The sequence below is a fragment of the Bradyrhizobium sp. BR13661 genome, from assembly GCF_029892425.1.
GTDB lineage: Bacteria > Pseudomonadota > Alphaproteobacteria > Rhizobiales > Xanthobacteraceae > Bradyrhizobium.
The window spans coordinates 282575-298522 of record NZ_JARXWB010000001.1 but is presented as its reverse complement, the minus strand read 5'-3'; the positions used below and the strand labels follow the sequence as shown (position 1 = coordinate 298522).

The following is a 15948-nucleotide window of genomic DNA, read 5'->3' as shown; positions in this document are numbered from 1 at the left end:
TTCCCCCGGATCGATCATCGACCGTCCGGCCTCAGCAAAAGCACGCAGCTAACACAGCCCTGCGTTCTCGTCACTTCCCCGCCACGAAGTAAAAGTCCTCGCTGCCGGGTGGGGAGCCGTAGGTGAAGGGCTGCTGCAAATGCCTGGTCGCGGACCAGACGTTGTCCCTGACGATGTCGAACAGTTTTCGAATCTCGATATTGGGCTGCTGCACCTCGTGGGCGAGCGCGAGCGCGAACGGGCTGTCGGCGCCATCGCCGTCCATCGCGGTCTCGCCGTGCTTGGCGGCGTAGACCACCATGAAGCCGATGCCGGGCTCGATGTTCGAAAAGCCCTTGTCGACCAGCTTGAGCGACAGCGTCTGCTGCATGGTCGGCTTGAAGGGATTGTCACGGCAGGCGTCCAGGATCACCAGGCGCAGCCTGCGCGCGCCTCCCACTGCGGCGACGACCTGCTCGAGCGCCACGGCTTCCTTCTCGGCGTCCTTGTCGACCGCGAGCCTGGCATCAACAGGCACGAGGTAGTTCACGCCACCGATCTCAAAGCCATGACCGGCATAGTAGACGACGGCCCAATCCGCCTTCTCCGCTTCCGCGGCAAAGGCATGCAACGCCGCGAAGAACTGGTCCCGGCTCAGATCGTTCGACAACATCACCGTCTGGAAGCCGACTCCGCGAAGCACGTCCGCGATCAGCCTGGAATCGCGTGGCGGATTGTTGAGCGCGTGAACGTTGCGGTAGGCACCGTTGCCGACCACCAGCGCTACGCGGCGCAGCGTCCCGGTGACGACAGGCGATTTCGGCTCGAGCGCAGCAAGGCGGGACTTGGCGCTGGCGCGCGCCATCGAGGCGTCGATTTCATCGAACGGCGTGAGCGCAACGGCGACCGAGCGGTAGTCGGCGCGCGCCTGGGCCAGGTCCTGCTTGCGCTCGAACACCTGGCCGCGGCCGGCATGGGCGCGGACTTTGTTCGGGTTCAGCTGGAGGATGGCGTTGAAATCGTTGAGCGCGGCATCCAGATCGCCCTTGGCGAGATAGGCGTCGCCGCGATTGGCAAGGACGAACTGGTTCTTCGGCTGCTTTTCCAGAACGGCGTTGCAATCGGCGAGCGCCTCGTCGAAGCGCCCCATCGCTGTGAACGTCACGCAACGATGGCTGGGGATCTGCAAGGCGTTGGGGTCGATCTTGGCTGCCTCGGCGAAATCCGCGAGCGCGCCATTATAGTCCTTCATCATCGTGCGCACACGGGCGCGGTTGGTCCAGCCGACCAGGAGTTTCGGCGCGTATTTGACCGTCGCGTTGTAATCGTCCAGCGCGCTTTGCCAGGCGCCCTTGCGAATATAGATCAAGCCGCGGTCGTTATAGGCGCCCCCGTAATTGGGCCGCTTCTGGAGCGCGAGATCGTAGGCGGCCATCGCAAGATCGTCCTGGCCCTTGCGCCAATAGACCTGGGCCTGGCCGTCGATGGCGCCGACATTGTCGGGATCGGCCTCGCGCGCCGCGGAAAAATCGGCGAAGGCGTGGTCGAAATCATTCTTGTTCAGCTCCGCGAAGCCCCGCACGAGCAGCGCGACGGCCTTGTCCTTGCCGGTGATCCTGTTGGCGTCGAGCAGGCTGCTGCAAGCCTGTAACCGCGCCTGGTTGTTCGCCTGCCGGTCTTGGCAGGTCGCGAGGTCGTCGCCAAGCTGGGGGTCAGCAGCCGCGGTCGTCGCATATGACGACACGACGAGAACGGTCAGGACGAGGCCACGCCACATGTTGAAAGGGAAGCTCCAGCGCCACAATTCGTAAGTCGATGCTCGGACCCAAGGGTTCATTAGGGGGTTCATTAGCGGGTTCATTCAAGCCGGATTTCCCCGGCCGCGCCAACCGGAATCCATATGCCCTCCCAATTTCACAGACTCGTGTCTGCCTGGCCGTAACAATCGCCCGGCCGGCCCGTATCTGTGGTGTCTGAAAATGCCGGGCAGGCTGTTCGCCCGCCCTCAACCGCCCTAAACTGTCAGGCCTTCCGAAAGAGGATCCGCCATGCGCCGCTCCGTCCTGTCCCTGCTCGCCGCCACCGCTGCCCTGTCGCTCGGCTTTGCCGCACCGACCCGGGCCGCCGAAGACGCCGTCGTGATCCCCGCCCCCGCGATGGACGCAGCACCCGCGAGCGGCATCCAGACCGCGGTGATCGCCGGCGGCTGCTTCTGGGGTGTGCAGGGCGTGTTCCAGCACACTGCCGGTGTTGTCAACGCGGTCTCCGGCTATGCCGGCGGTACCAAGGCGACCGCTGACTACCAGACCGTCTCGACCGGCCGGACCGGCCACGCCGAGTCGGTCGAGATCAAGTTCGATCCGAAGAAGATCTCCTACGGCAAGATCCTGCAGATCTACTTCTCGGTGGCGCACGACCCGACCCAGTTCGACCGCCAGGGCCCCGACACCGGCACGCAATATCGCTCGGCCATCTTCACCACCTCCGACGAGCAGAAGAAGGTCGCGGAGGCCTATATCACCCAGCTCAACTCCGCCAAGGTGTTCAGCAAGCCGATTGTGACCAAGATCAGCGCGCTGGAGGCGTTCTATCCGGCGGAGGCCTATCACCAGGACTATCTGACGCTGCACCCGAACCAGCCTTACATCGCCTATAACGACATCCCCAAGGTCGAGAACCTGAAAAAGCTGTTCGCGGATAACTACATCGAGAAGCCGACGCTGGTCAGCGCCAGCAAGGCCACCAATTGATCGCGAGATCTCAGAAGAAACGGGAGACCCATGCCCGATACCAAGACGAAAACCACCGACGACAAGGTCATCAAGAGCGAAGAGCAGTGGCGGCGCGAATTGTCGCCGATGCAGTATGCCGTGCTGCGCGAGAAGGCGACCGAGCGTCCCTTCTCCGGCGAATATGAGCACGACCACCGTGCCGGCACCTATATCTGCGCCGGTTGCGGGAACGTGCTGTTCGAGTCCGACGCCAAGTTCGATTCCGGCTGCGGCTGGCCGAGCTTCACCGCGCCCGCGGTCGAGAGCCACATCGACGAGGAGCGGGACACGACGCACGGCATGATCCGCACCGAGGTGCTCTGCTCCAAGTGCAGCGGCCATCTCGGCCATGTCTTCCCCGACGGACCGGGGCCGACCGGCCTGCGCTATTGCATCAATTCGGCGGCGCTGAAGCTCGAGCCTAAATAAGATTGCGCGCCGCCGGGTTCCCCGATGGAACCCGGCGGCGCGTTGTGCTTTTCTTGTCTGGCGGAGCAGCCGATGAGCGCTTTCCGGCGGCCGCCGGGGAGGATGCCAAGGAGGACGCCATGACACTCGGGACCATCCTGATCATCCTGGTGATCATCTACCTGCTGGGCGGCTGGTCCGGCCGGATCCGCGGCTATGGCTATGGCCTCGGCCATTCCGGCATGGGGATCGGCGGCGTCATTTTGGTGGTGCTGGTCGTGCTGCTGCTTCTTGGCAAGCTGTAAACCATACAAACCATTGAAATAGCTTGGTTTATAGCCTCTGCGGGGCTGCCATGCGCGGATTCATCATCTCCCATCGCAGGGGTCGCATTTCTGTCAAATCGGCTTATATTAGGGGGCGAAAATGACATGCGGCGGGCCCGCTCGATTGCGGCCTCCGCCCGTCCAAACCCCACGCGCTTAAAGCCCCAGACAAGATCACGAGGTCTTTGACCATGCGTCCACTGCGTCCGTTCAACTTTAACACTTCCGCCGAGCTCTTCCCCGCTGCTATCCGCAAGAAGAAGCGCGCGGGCTTCACCTATCGCCGGTTCGGGACCGCTGCCGAGGCCGTGCAATTCGCGATGGAGCAGCTGCCGACGGATTCGCTGAACGGCGCATATCTCCAGGTCGAGGAAGCCCGTTTCGACCAGAACGGCATCCGCTCCCTCTATGAGAGCGAAGCCTTCCCGCTGCCGCGTCACCGCAAGCCCGAGCCGGTCGCACAGACTGACGCCGACGCGGCGTAAGTTTTATTAAAGCTCCGATGTGCGCAGAAAGCGCGATGGCCGAAAGGCTGTCGCGCTTTTTGCGTTTCGGGGCTTCAGATGCGCGGCTGCTTGTCGAGCCAGCGGCGCAACAGGCGCACGTTGCGCATGTTGGCGCGGAACATGACGTCGAAGGCGTCGCCCGCGAACGGCACCATGCCGACCACGCCGTCGACCGCGACATTGCCGAGCATGCGCGCGGTGACGTACCAGGGCGCGCCGAGCGCGCGGGCCTCACGCACCAGCCACAGCGAGATCGCCGTGGTGATGATGTCGCCGATGACGGGGATCAGGCCGATCAGCCCGTCGATGCCATAGCGGATGTTGGTGCCGGGCAGGATGAAGGCGACGTCGAGGAGCCTGGCGATCGCCTCGAGCCTGAGGATGCGTTGCTCGCGCGTCAGATTGCCGAACGGATTGCCAGAGAACTGACCGTCTTTTCCAAATTCGAAGCGAAACTCGCGGAACCCCTGTTCCAGGGTTTCAGGACGGATCTCAACTCCGTCCTGGTCGATGATCGGGCCACGCGCCTCGCGGCCGGAAAAATCGGCGCGCGCATGCGCCCCGGAACGGGACTTGCGTGGCGCGAGAATGTCGTCATCGGGCATGGTCATGGCCATCACGAAACGCGCGGGCGGCACCGAAGTTGCAGCACCGCGCCTTGAGGTCGCGCACTCAGCTCGCCGCCGCCGCCGGTTGCGGCTCGTCGACATAATGATGCACCAACCAGGACGACAGCACCGCCGGCACGAAACCGACCAGCCCGTACAGGACCAACTGCACCGCGCCGGAATCCGAGCCGCGCGAGCCGTAGGTGATGGCTGCGAGGATGAAGGCAAACAGGCCGACCAGCAGCATCCGCAGCCCCGGCCCGATCCGCCTGACATGGATCAGGATGTCGTCCACCGCGCCCATCATCAGCGACGGCAGGAAGCCGAACAGATAGCTGTATTGCAGCGTCTTGAAGAACACCACGAACAGCTTGCCCACCTCGCCCCAATTGGTCTGGGTCCAGTAGCCGGACTGGTAGGTCGTGGTCAGCAGCAGCAGGAATCCGCCCACGAAGGGACCTACGAGCGCAAACACCAGATAGCGTTTCATCACGGACCCCTCATGCGCCAAGGCTTTATATGCCAAGACTTTTATAGCAGCGTGCCCGGAACCTTGGATAGCGGGGTTGGGGGCCTGCAGGGGAACAAGTGTCACGGCGACGAGTTCAGACAGGACCCTGAAATCGACCTGTCAAATCTGGAGCCACTGATGTCCGGTAAACTGCTGTTGCTGGCGACGGTCACCCTCACGGCCCTTTGCAGCCAGTCGAATGCTCCCGCCTTCGCGCAGGGCCATATGGGCACGCCGCAGGAGCAGCAGGCCTGCTCGCGCGACGCCTCGCGGCTGTGCCGCAAGGAACTCGGCAATGACGGTGCGGTGCAAGGCTGCCTGCAAGCCAACCGGGCAAAACTGTCGCGATCGTGCGGCAAGGTGTTCGAGAGCCATGGAATGTGAGATCGGCATGTAGGCTTGCGCCGGCATTTTGCGTGACGGCCGCGCAACAGCTGCGAATTCCTTTGCATCGCCCATTGAAGCTTCACGTCATTCGCGCATACTTGGGCCGGGCGGCGCAGCACTTTTCGATTCGAATATCAAGAAATCGAGCGACCACGTCCGGACATGAGCTTCCGGCTGTGGGCTTGCGACATGCGGCAGATCAAGCCGCGTGCGGCGTCCCAACAATCATGCGGCTCAAATCCGCGCAACTCGGGGACGCATTGTTCATGACACGCTACCGGACCATCGCTACGCTGCTCGCCGTCGCCACCACCGCCATCACCCTGCAGACATCCCCCGGCCTCGCCTTCTCGCCCGAAGCACAGCAGATGTGCTCGGACGATGCGATGCGGCTGTGCGCCAGCGAAGTCCCCGACATACCGCGGATCACCGTCTGCATGGTGAAGAACAAGTCGCACGTCAGCCCCGGCTGCCGCGCCGTGATGGACCGCGAAGCGGCCGCCGCGGCAACAGCACGCAAGAAGGAAGCGGCCGCGCAGTAGCGGTCATTCCGGGGCGCGCGGAGCGCGAGCCCGGAATCCATTTCCCCGCATGACATGCTGCCTGATGGATTCCGGGCTCGACGCTTTGCGTCGCCCCGGAATGACGGAAGCAACCTAGTCGCCCCACTGCGCGAAGGCGTCGTTGAAGGCGCGCTCGCCGGGAGCACCCTTCTCGATGGCGATGATGGCGCGGCGCTGGTTGGCATAGACCAGCGGCACGTCGAACCAGGAGCGCTCCTTCAGGAGCTGGACGTTGCGGGCGCGATCGGCATCGACGTTGGACAGGCCGACCAGGAAGAAGCCGTCGGTGACCTTGACCGCGAGGCCTGCCAGCGGCGTGCCGCGGGCCTGCTCGTTCGACTTCATCAGGATGCCCGGCACGTTGGAGACGCTGCCACCCGGAAAGTCCGGCGGCAGGACGAAGGTCAGCTCGGCCGTGTGGCTCGCCGGCAGCGACGAGTCGGTGTTGCGGCGGAACGACATCGTCATCTTGAACTTGCGATCGGGAATCTCGATCTCGGCGCGCACGGCGACGTCGGCCTTCTGGTTGCCCGACGCCTTGATCGGCTCCAATCGCCACACCACCGAACCGACATATTGCTTGCCCTTCGGGTCGGACGGGTCCTCGTCATAGAGCACGACCTTCTGCGCCACCGGCGCGGCCGGCTGGTCGCTCGCCGAGGGCTGGCCGACGCGATCCGGAATCTTCGGCTTGCTCTGCGGCTGCGAGGCATCCTTCGGCGCCTCCACCACCTGGGTGGGCGAGGACTTGAACAGATTGGTCGCGGTCTGGACCAGCTGTTTGCCCCAGAGGATGCCGGCGCCGACCAGGATCAGCACGATGCCGATGGCGATCGCGCTCTTGAACGGGAAGGCCGCGCCCCTGCCGGTGCGCTTCTTGGCATTGCGGTCGAGCACGGGGATGTGCGGACGCGGCGATGGCGGCTGCGGCGTGTAGCGCTCGGCCTCCTCCATCGACTCGTCATACGAATAGGGCGCGTCGGGAGCGTCGGTACGGTTTTCCAGGCTCGGCTCCAGCCGGTCGAATTCCGGCGAGGGCGAGGGCACGTTGGCATAGGTGCGGCGCGCGGCGCGGTTGGCCTGCGCGGCAGCGCCGCCGAGATCGTTGACGTCGGCGGTAATGTCGCGGAATCCGCGCACGCCCGGGGCCGGCGGCGGCCCGCCTTCCGGCGGGCGTCGTGGCGCAGAACGACCGGCCGGCGGTTCCGGTGGCGCCGGCTGGCGCGGGGCATCAAAGCGCGGGGCGCGCGGCGGACGCGGGGCCTCACCCTGGTCGTCGGCGCCGAGCGGCGGGCGGTCATTGCGCGGCGGCGGCGCGGCGGGACGGGCCCGCGGCGGAGCGGCTGGCGGAGCAGATGCAGGCGGGTTGTCGGCGGCCCGGGCGCTGGCCCGGCGGAACGCGTCGCCGCTGCCACTCCCACCACTGCGGGCTGCGCCGCCGGCACGCGAGGCTTCGCGGGCGCGCTGGGCGGCCTCGGATTCGACCTTGCGGACGGCCTCTTCCAGCGACAACCGCTCGCGGGTGATCTCGGATTCGGACAATGGCGGCTGCACGCTGCGCAGCTGTGCGATCAGCGCCGTGCGCGCGCGTTCATAGAGCGCGCGCCGGCTTTCGCCGGGAGCGTTGGGGTCCAGGGCGGCAATAGCGCGGGCGATCAGCGGATAGTAATCAGCCATTTCAACTCAACTATACCCGCGTCCTGGTAAGAGATCGTTAAGCCTCAAACGGGTTTTGCACCAGGATAGTATCCTCGCGTTCGGGGCTGGTGGAAAGCAGTGCGACCGGGCACCCCACCAATTCCTCGATCCGGCGGACATACTTAATGGCCTGGGCGGGCAGGTCGGCCCAGGACCGCGCATTGGCGGTTGGCTCCTTCCAGCCCTCGATGGTCTCATAGATCGGCTCGACCCTGGCCTGGGCGCCCTCGCCGGCCGGGAAATGATCGATCTCCTTGCCGTCGAGCTTGTAGCCGACGCAGACCTCGATCGTGTCGAAGCCGTCGAGAATGTCGAGCTTGGTCAGCGCGAGGCCGGTGATGCCGCAGGTCCGCACGGTCTGGCGGACCAGCACGGCGTCGAACCAGCCGCAGCGGCGCTTGCGCCCGGTATTGACCCCGAACTCGCGGCCACGACGACCGATCTCCTCGCCGATCTCGTTCATCAGCTCCGTCGGGAACGGCCCTTGACCGACGCGGGTCGTATAGGCCTTGCAGATGCCGAGCACATAGCCGACCGCGTTCGGACCGAGGCCCGTTCCCGTCGCGGCCTGCGCCGCCACCGTGTTGGACGAGGTGACGTAGGGGTAAGTGCCGTGGTCGACGTCGAGCAGCGCGCCCTGCGCGCCTTCGAACAGGATGCGCTTGCCGGCACGCCGCTCGGCATCGAGCAGGCGCCACACGGTCTCCGCATAAGGCAATAGCTGCGGCGCCAGCGCGCTCAGCTCCTTCAGGATCTCGTTGCCGTCGAACTCCGGCAAATTGAGGCCGCGGCGGAGCGCATTGTGGTGCGCCAGGAGCCGATCGATCTTGTGCGGCAGCGTGTCGAGGTCGGCGAGGTCCATCAGGCGGATCGCACGGCGACCGACCTTGTCCTCATAGGCAGGTCCGATGCCGCGGCGGGTGGTGCCGATCGCCGTCGCCGAATTGGACGATTCGCGCAGCGCGTCGAGCTCACGGTGCAGCGGCAGGATCAGGGTCACGTTCTCGGCGACGCGCAGATTCTCCGGGCCGACCGCGACGCCCTGGTTGCGCAGCTTGGTGACCTCGTCGAGGAAGGCCTGCGCATCGAACACGACGCCGTTGCCGATCACAGCCAGCTTCGACGGACGCAGCACGCCCGAGGGCAACAGCGCGAGCTTGTAGGTCTCGCCATTGATGACCAGCGTGTGGCCGGCGTTATGACCGCCCTGGAAGCGCGCGACGATGTCCGCCTGCTCCGACAACCAGTCGACGATCTTGCCCTTTCCTTCGTCGCCCCACTGGGCGCCGACGACGACAACATTGGCCATTCGCGGGTAATCCTTCGAAGAAATGCTCTCTAAACGGCATGATCCGATCGGAAAACCGGTACCCACTTTTCCGGGATCATGCCTGCGCCCAGCCTAAGTCCCGGCCCAAGGCCGTTCGCATGCGAGGCAGCCCCATCGGATAAAGGAAGCAGCCTCTCTAGGCAAGCAAGAACGGGGCTTTTTTCGGGCCCAAGGCGCGATCCAAGCCTTTGATATCCCCTAAAAATCCGCCTTACCGGGCGTCTTCCACAACGTTAGGCCGAGATGCGGCCGTCAACCACTTCGATGATGCGGTCGCAGCGCCGCGCCAGGTCCATATTGTGAGTGACCAGCAGGAAGCTCGTGCCGCTGTCGCGGTTGACCTGCCGCATCAGCTCGAACACGGCGTCGGCCGATTTGGTGTCGAGATTGCCGGTCGGCTCGTCCGCAAGCACGAGATCCGGGCTCATCGCCAAGGCCCGCGCCACGGCCACCCGCTGCTGCTGCCCGCCCGACATGTTGTTGGCGCGGTTGCCCGCGAATTTCTCCAGACCGACCTGCGCCAGCAGCCGGTCCGCCCGCGCCTCGATCTCCGCCGATGCAAAGCCGCGGTCGGCCAGCATCGGCATCATGACGTTCTCCCGCGCGGTGAAGGCCGAGATCAGGAGATGGTACTGGAAGACGAAGCCGATGGTGTGCCCGCGCAGGTGGGTGATCTCGCTGTCGCCGAGGGCTGCGATGTCGCGGCCCTTGATCAGCAGCCGGCCCGACGTCGGCTGGTCGAGCAGGCCGACGATGTTGAGCAGCGTGCTCTTGCCCGAGCCCGAGGGGCCGATCAAGGCGAGAAACTCGCCATGGTCGAGCTCGAGGTCGATGTCGTGCAGTACCTCGGTCTCGGTCGGCAGACCGACATTGTAGGCCTTGCACACCCGTTCGAGCTTCAGGATCGCATCAGCCACGGATCGCCACCACCGGATCGAGTTTCGCGGCGCGGACCGCAGGCGCCATCGCAGCCAGAAGGCCGGTGACGGTGGCAAGCAGCGCCGTGTAGGCGAACAGGCTCCGCTCCAGGATCAGCGGAAACAATTCGGTGCCGTCGGCCTGGCGGGCGATCGAGTGCCAATAGACCAGCGCGAACGCCCCCATGGCCGCGCCAAACAGCGAGCCGACGAAGCCGAGCAGGCCGCCCTGCACCAGGAACACGCGCAGGATCTGGCCGCGCGAGGTTCCCATCGCACGCAGGATGCCGATGTCCTTGGAGCGCTGGATCACCGAGACGATGAGCACCGCCGCGATGCCGAACGCCACGGAGAGACCGACGAAGAGACGGATCAAGGTGTTGGTATTCTGCTGGGCCTGCACCGCCGTGAAGAACTGCGCATTGGTCTTGATCCAGCTGTCGGCCTCGACCACGTTGGCGGCCTGGATGCGCTGGGCGATGTCCTCGGCCGCATAGATGTCGCCGACCGTGATGTCGATCGTGGTGATGCCGCCGATCATGCCGAGCAGCGATTGCGCAGTGCGGAGCGCGGCGTAGCAGACGCGCTGGTTGACGCCCTTGTTGCCGAGGTCGACGAGGCCGGAAATCGTGAGCACGCGCGTCGCGCCGGACGCGGCGCGAATGTTGAGCTTGTCGCCCACGGTGGCGCCCAGGTCCTTCGCAAGCTCGATGCCGATGATGATGTCCTCGCTGGTCAGGCGCGGCTCGCCGGCGACGATATAGTCGGGAACCTTGACGATCTTGAAATAGGAGTCCGGCTCGACGCCGGACAGATTCACCGAACGGCTGGCATCGCCGCGCACCGCGAGCACCGAGCCGAGGATCGTCGGCGACACCGCGACGACCTCGGGCATCGCCTGCATCTGGGCCCTGATCTTCGGCCATTGGTCGATCGAGATCACCCGCTGGCTCGGACGCTGCACCACTGCGTCTTCGATCTCGCCCGCGCCGTTGCGCAGCGGACGCGCAACCTGATCGGGCGTGAGCAGCTGGATCTGCGGCTGCGAGGTCAGCACACGCTTGATGAAGTTCGCCTGCAGCCCCGCAAGCATCGCCGACATGAAGACGATGACGCCGACGCCGATCGAGATGCCGCCGATGATGAAGATAGTCTGGAGCCGGCCTTCGCGCAGAAAGCGCACGGCCATGATCCATTCGAACGGCAGCCAGCGGTTCATTGCCGTACAGGCCGCACGCGCTGGCCGGTCAGAATGCCGGAACTTTGCGGGATCGCGACATCGCCGGCAGCGAGGCCGTCGGTGATCTCGACCTGGCTGTTGCCGTGCAGGCCGATCTTCACGGGGCGTTGGACGGCACGCCCGTCCTTGACGCCGAGCACCCAGGGATTTCCCGACAAGACGTCGTGCACCGAGCGCAGCGGCAGGATCAACGCATCGTCGCGTGCAGCCACTTCGATATCGACCGAAACAGTCATGTCCTGCCGCAGATAGTCCGGCGGGTCGGCGACCGTCAGCTTCACTTCGACCGAGGCGCGCGAAATGTCGACGCCAGGATTGATGTAGGTGATCGCTGCGGCGAAGCGTCGGTCCGGATAGGCGTCCGCCGAGGCGAGCGCCTTCTGCCCGAGCGCGATCTTGCCGAGATTGCGTTCGTCGATCTGCAGCACGAGCTGCGCGTCGCCGACCGGCGCGAGCACGAGCAGCGCCTTGCCGGGCTGCACCACGGTGCCGCGCTCGACGCTGCGCGTGATCAGGACGCCGTCGCGGGGCGCGGTGATCGTCGCATAGCCGAGCCGGGATTCCGCCGTGTCGAGATTGGCGCGCGCCTGGTTGGCTTGCGTCTGCGCCATCACGTAATCGCTACCGCCGGGGCTGGCGGTATAGACCTGAAACTCGGCCGACCGCTTCGCCGCGCTGGCGACGTCAAGCGTCTTCTGCGCATCGTCGAGCGCCGCGCGCGTCGCATAGCCGTTGTGTTCGAGCTGCGCGGTGCGGTCGTAAGTCTGCTGCGCGTTGCGCAAGGTCGCATTCGCCTGCGTTAACGCTTCCCTCGCCGACGGCAGCGTCAGTTCCTCAAGCTGCCTGATGCGGGCCTCGGCCTGCGCCACCGCGCCGTGCGCCTGCACGACGGCTGCGTTCAATTCGCGCGACTCCAGCGAAATCAGCGGCTGGCCCTTGCTGACCTTTTCGCCCTCCTGCACCAGCACCTCTTGCACCGTGCCCGTGATCTGGCTGCCGATCTCGACCCGGTACGGTGTCTCGACGTGGCCGCTCGCCACCACCGTCTCGATCAAGCGGCCGTGCCTGACCTCGTCAACGACGACCGCCGGTCCGAGAATCATGCGTACGCTTTGCCAGGCTCCGAAAGCCAGCAGAACGGCGGCCGCGAGGATGAACCATTTGTGATTGAGGAATCCCGACCACAGCGCCGCGACGGAAACCCGGCTCTTATGCTGCGGCAAGATGATTGTCTGCTCGACCATGACAACGCCATGCAAATCGCGCCGCACTGACCGACGGATTCACGTCCCGATTTCGATTACTGGCCCGGCAAAAAGCCGGGGTGATAGTGCGCGACGCTAACGTGCCGCCGGGAATCGAGATTGCTTTAGGTCAATAGGTTACGCCGAATTTAGCGGCATCTGATCCGCACGGGCGCAGGGGTTGAGGGGGGGTGCGACCGCGATATTTCGGCACCCGTCTGACCGGCAACGAGTTTCCATTGGCTGCGATTGACACAGGTCAACGGCCCCCGCCACCGCGTTCTCTTAGTATGGATTGCGATCAATCCAGACCCATAGAGGCCGGACGCTTGCCTCGATGCTCCAGCGAGGTCACCCGAGATGACACGCAGCTTTGACGCCATCGCGATCGGATCCGGCCTCGGTGGCCTGACCGCGGCAGCACTGCTCGCCCGCGCCGGCCATAAAGTGCTGGTGCTCGAGCGCAACCAGAGCTTCGGCGGCGCGGCCACGGTCTATCGTCATGGCCAGCTCGCGATCGAGGCCTCGCTGCACGAGATCGACGGCCTGGACGCCTTCGATCCCAAGCTGCCGATCCTGCGCGCGCTCGGCATCGATCGCGATCTGCCGTTCGTCGACGTCGGCGCGCTGCACGAGGTGAGAAGCCCCCTGTTCGAGCGCCCCTTCGTGATGCCGCACGGTCTCGAGGCCGCGGCGGCTGCGGCGAAATCGCAGTTTCCGGCACAGGCCAAAGGCATCGCACAATATTTCGAGCGCATCGATGCCGTTCGGCAGGCGATCGCGTTGATGAGCGAGCATCAGGACGATCGCGATTGGTGGCTATGGCACGCGCCGACACTGCCGTGGCGCTTGTGGCCGCTGATTCGCGACCGTCACGCGACCGTGAGCGAGGTGCTTGCACGCCTGTTCGGCGATAGCGAGGCGGTCAAGCTCGCGCTCGCCTCGAACCTCGGCTATTACACCGACGATCCCGACACCATGCCGTTTATCCAGTTCGCCATTCCGCAGGCCTCCTATCTCGTTGGCGGCGGACACTATGTCCGCGGCGGATCGCAGGCGCTCAGCGATCGCCTGGTTGCAATCATTCGCGATGCCGGTGGGGCGGTGGAGGCAGGACGCGAGGTCGAGACCATTCTCGTCGACGGCAACCGTGCTCGCGGTGTGCGCCATCGCTCGCCAGGAAGCGACGATGTGCGCGAAGAGCTGGCGCCCGTCGTGCTCGGCAACGCGGCTCCCTCCGTGCTGGCGGCGATGCTGCCGCAAGACAAGCGCGCGACGTTCCTGTCGCGTTACGACGGCCGACACCCCTCGATCTCGCTGTGGAGCATTGCGATCGGCCTCGATCGCCCATCCCGCGATTTCGGTGTCAGGCACTACTCGACCAGCATACTGCCGGGATGGTTGACGCGCCTGTCGGGATTCCGCGAGGCCGCCGCGCTGCTGGGCGAAGATCCGCCAGAGCGTCTCACCCCCTACGGCTTCGTCGCCTATGATCAGATCGATTCCGGCCTGAACGAACAGCCGCCTTATCTCGGCGCACTCGTCGGGCTCGACCGGCTCGCGAACTGGACCGGCCTTTCTGCCGACGCCAAGCGCGCCCGCAAGGAGCGCTGGATGGATCTCGTCATTGCCGATCTCGATCGCCAATATCCCGGCATCGCCGGTGCTGTCGTGCAGCGCGAGATGTCCACGTCCGAAACGCTTGCGCACTACCTCAACACGCCAGGTGGTGCAGTCTACGGCTTCGCACCGCAGTCGCGCAGTTTCGTGCCGATGCCCGTGACGGCCGTCGACGGCGTCTATCTCGCCTCGGCTTTCACTGGCGGCGGAGGCTTCACCGGGGCCATTCTCGGAGGTGGATGGGCCGCACGGGCGGCAATGCGCTCGGGATCCGTGCCACACGCCGCGCCGGCGGCGTCGTAGAGTTCCGTCACTTCGTGCGGCGCATGATGGCGATGCGCCTCGCGGCATTGATATCGCGCGCGTTTCGGTGTCTTTGGACGGGCCGGGTTTCGACCGGCCCGGACAGAGCCGGGCTGGCGGCCTTGCTGCACTCCACGCGGGGCCATAACAATCACAATGTCCGCCACCGGCCAGACCACGAGCGCCGAATCATCGAGCCACAGCTGGATTGCCAACCAGCCTTATCTCCTGCTGAGCATCACTGCGATGTGCTGGGCCGGCAATGCGGTGGTGGGGCGGCTCGCCGCCGGCCACATCCCGCCGGTGACGCTGTCGTTCCTGCGCTGGACCTTCGCCTTCCTGCTGGTGCTGCCGTTCGCCTGGAAGCATCTCGCCCAGGACTGGCCCGCGATCCGCGAAAAACTCGGTCTGATGATTGTGCTCTCGATCACCGGCATCGGCGCCTTCAACACCCTGCAATACTGGGCGCTGGAGCATACCCAGGCGCTCAACACGCTGCTGCTGCAGTCGGCCGCGCCGCTGATCGTGGCGCTGTGGTCGCTGGTCATCCTCGGCGTCCGCCTCACCCTGGCGCAGGCCTTCGGCGTAGCTCTGTCGATGTGCGGCGTGCTGATCATCCTGCTGCACGGCGATCTCACCACGCTGTCGAACATCGCCTTCAACAAGGGCGATCTGATCTTCATCGTGGCGCTGATCATCTTCGCACTCTATTCGGTGCTGACGTTGAAGCGGCCGCCGATCCACGGCCTGTCGTTTCTCGCCTTCACCTTCGGGGCCGGGGCGGCCTGCCTCATTCCGCTGGAGATCTGGGAATTGTCGGCGCGCCCCGTGATGAAGCTCGACGGCCCGAACCTGCTGACACTGTTCTACGTCTCGGTGTTTCCCTCGACGCTCGCCTATCTCTGCTTCAACCGCGGCGTCCGCCTGATCGGCGCCAACCGCGCCGCGCCGTTTTTCCACGTGGTGCCGGTGTTCGGCTCGATCATGGCGATGGTGTTCCTCGGCGAGCTGCCGCAGGCCTTCCACTTCATTGGCTTCGCGCTGGTGCTGTCAGGCGTGTTCGTGGCGTCGCGGAAGCAGCCGACCTAGCTCACCCTGAATTTGCTGTACGCCTCGCTGGTGGCGATGATGACGTGCTCGGCGCAGCCGTTGACGCGATGCGGATCGGCATCGCGCTCGTAGGGTTCCGATGTCATCATGTCGCGGAACGCCGCGACGGACGGATAGAACACCAGCGCGACGAAATCCCATTCATTGCCATCATGCGGGCCGAGCGCGATGGCCTTGGCCTCGCCGGTCCACAGCAGCGTCCCGCCGCGCGCCTTGATCATGGGCACGGTGATCGCGCTGTAGCGCAGATAGGCGTCCCAGCCGGAGCCGTTGCCGTCGCGCGAGCGGGTGTGGAAACGCATCAGGTTCAGCATCACCACCGGCGCATGCGGGTCGAGCTGTTCCAGGCCCTGGATGTTCAACATATTGACCGCCAATGGCACCTCCTCAGGGTTTGCCTGCATTGTAGCATTGCGGCGGCATGACT

17 protein-coding genes are annotated in these 15948 nt (G+C 65.1%); 8 read left to right on the top strand and 9 right to left on the bottom strand.

All coding sequences use genetic code 11. The features are described 5' to 3' along the window. Nucleotides 1-70: 70 nt before the first annotated feature. Complete coding sequence (locus M2427_RS01425; RefSeq protein ID WP_280704275.1) at nucleotides 71-1756, bottom strand: caspase family protein; 1686 nt, start codon at nucleotides 1754-1756, stop codon at nucleotides 71-73. Nucleotides 1757-2027: 271 nt separating this feature from the next. Here M2427_RS01425 and msrA point away from each other — a divergent pair, with 271 nt between their 5' ends. From msrA to M2427_RS01405, 4 genes are all read left to right on the top strand, one after another. Then, nucleotides 2028-2729, top strand: coding sequence for a peptide-methionine (S)-S-oxide reductase MsrA (msrA, locus tag M2427_RS01420; RefSeq protein ID WP_280704274.1), 702 nt, complete (start codon nucleotides 2028-2030; stop codon nucleotides 2727-2729). A 30-nt stretch (nucleotides 2730-2759) separates the two neighbouring features. After that, entirely contained in the window at nucleotides 2760-3179 is a 420-nt protein-coding gene (msrB, locus tag M2427_RS01415) for a peptide-methionine (R)-S-oxide reductase MsrB (RefSeq protein ID WP_280704273.1), read from the top strand. A 119-nt stretch (nucleotides 3180-3298) separates the two neighbouring features. After that, the gene (locus M2427_RS01410) at nucleotides 3299-3463 is read left to right on the top strand and encodes a DUF3309 family protein (RefSeq protein WP_280704272.1); all 165 of its coding nucleotides are present in this window, start codon (nucleotides 3299-3301) and stop codon (nucleotides 3461-3463) included. 212 nt (nucleotides 3464-3675) lie between these two features. After that, entirely contained in the window at nucleotides 3676-3969 is a 294-nt protein-coding gene (locus tag M2427_RS01405; RefSeq protein WP_280704271.1) for a hypothetical protein, read from the top strand. A 74-nt stretch (nucleotides 3970-4043) separates the two neighbouring features. Here M2427_RS01405 and M2427_RS01400 read toward each other — a convergent pair whose 3' ends face one another. Both M2427_RS01400 and M2427_RS01395 read right to left on the bottom strand, forming a co-directional pair. Continuing rightward, complete coding sequence (locus tag M2427_RS01400) at nucleotides 4044-4601, bottom strand: DUF4112 domain-containing protein (RefSeq protein WP_280704270.1); 558 nt, start codon at nucleotides 4599-4601, stop codon at nucleotides 4044-4046. 61 nt (nucleotides 4602-4662) lie between these two features. Then, entirely contained in the window at nucleotides 4663-5088 is a 426-nt protein-coding gene (locus M2427_RS01395) for a DUF5413 family protein (RefSeq protein ID WP_280704269.1), read from the bottom strand. Between the two features lie 159 nt (nucleotides 5089-5247). Between M2427_RS01395 and M2427_RS01390 the strand changes: the two genes are divergently transcribed. Both M2427_RS01390 and M2427_RS01385 read left to right on the top strand, forming a co-directional pair. Continuing rightward, nucleotides 5248-5493, top strand: a complete 246-nt coding sequence (locus M2427_RS01390) for a hypothetical protein (RefSeq protein WP_280704268.1) — start codon at nucleotides 5248-5250, stop codon at nucleotides 5491-5493. 269 nt (nucleotides 5494-5762) lie between these two features. Continuing rightward, nucleotides 5763-6038: a hypothetical protein gene (locus M2427_RS01385; protein WP_280704267.1), complete on the top strand. Its 276-nt coding sequence runs from the start codon at nucleotides 5763-5765 to the stop codon at nucleotides 6036-6038. A gap of 114 nt (nucleotides 6039-6152) precedes the next feature. Here M2427_RS01385 and M2427_RS01380 read toward each other — a convergent pair whose 3' ends face one another. The 5 genes from M2427_RS01380 to M2427_RS01360 all read right to left on the bottom strand — a co-directional run bounded on the left by M2427_RS01380 (nucleotide 6153) and on the right by M2427_RS01360 (nucleotide 12488). Then, nucleotides 6153-7736, bottom strand: coding sequence for a hypothetical protein (locus M2427_RS01380; RefSeq protein WP_280704266.1), 1584 nt, complete (start codon nucleotides 7734-7736; stop codon nucleotides 6153-6155). 37 nt (nucleotides 7737-7773) lie between these two features. Then, on the bottom strand, nucleotides 7774-9066 hold the full coding sequence (locus tag M2427_RS01375) for an adenylosuccinate synthase (protein ID WP_280704265.1): 1293 nt from the start codon (nucleotides 9064-9066) through the stop codon (nucleotides 7774-7776). A gap of 254 nt (nucleotides 9067-9320) precedes the next feature. Next, nucleotides 9321-10004, bottom strand: a complete 684-nt coding sequence (locus M2427_RS01370) for an ABC transporter ATP-binding protein (RefSeq protein WP_280704263.1) — start codon at nucleotides 10002-10004, stop codon at nucleotides 9321-9323. Then, complete coding sequence (locus tag M2427_RS01365) at nucleotides 9997-11223, bottom strand: FtsX-like permease family protein (protein ID WP_280704262.1); 1227 nt, start codon at nucleotides 11221-11223, stop codon at nucleotides 9997-9999. Before M2427_RS01365 ends, M2427_RS01370 begins: the two co-directional genes overlap by 8 nt. Beyond that, nucleotides 11220-12488: an efflux RND transporter periplasmic adaptor subunit gene (locus M2427_RS01360; protein ID WP_280704260.1), complete on the bottom strand. Its 1269-nt coding sequence runs from the start codon at nucleotides 12486-12488 to the stop codon at nucleotides 11220-11222. Before M2427_RS01360 ends, M2427_RS01365 begins: the two co-directional genes overlap by 4 nt. 360 nt (nucleotides 12489-12848) lie before the next feature. Here M2427_RS01360 and M2427_RS01355 point away from each other — a divergent pair, with 360 nt between their 5' ends. Next, nucleotides 12849-14411 carry an FAD-dependent oxidoreductase gene (locus tag M2427_RS01355; RefSeq protein ID WP_280704258.1) on the top strand — a complete coding sequence of 521 codons (1563 nt, stop codon included), beginning with the start codon at nucleotides 12849-12851 and terminating at the stop codon, nucleotides 14409-14411. Between the two features lie 156 nt (nucleotides 14412-14567). Further along, nucleotides 14568-15500, top strand: a complete 933-nt coding sequence (locus M2427_RS01350) for a DMT family transporter (protein ID WP_280704257.1) — start codon at nucleotides 14568-14570, stop codon at nucleotides 15498-15500. On the opposite strand, the gene M2427_RS01345 is transcribed toward M2427_RS01350, so the two are convergent. Then, a complete protein-coding gene (locus M2427_RS01345; protein WP_280704256.1) occupies nucleotides 15497-15898 on the bottom strand; it encodes a DUF1330 domain-containing protein in 402 nt (133 codons plus the stop codon). The genes M2427_RS01350 and M2427_RS01345 overlap by 4 nt on opposite strands. Between the last annotated feature and the right edge of the window lie 50 nt (nucleotides 15899-15948).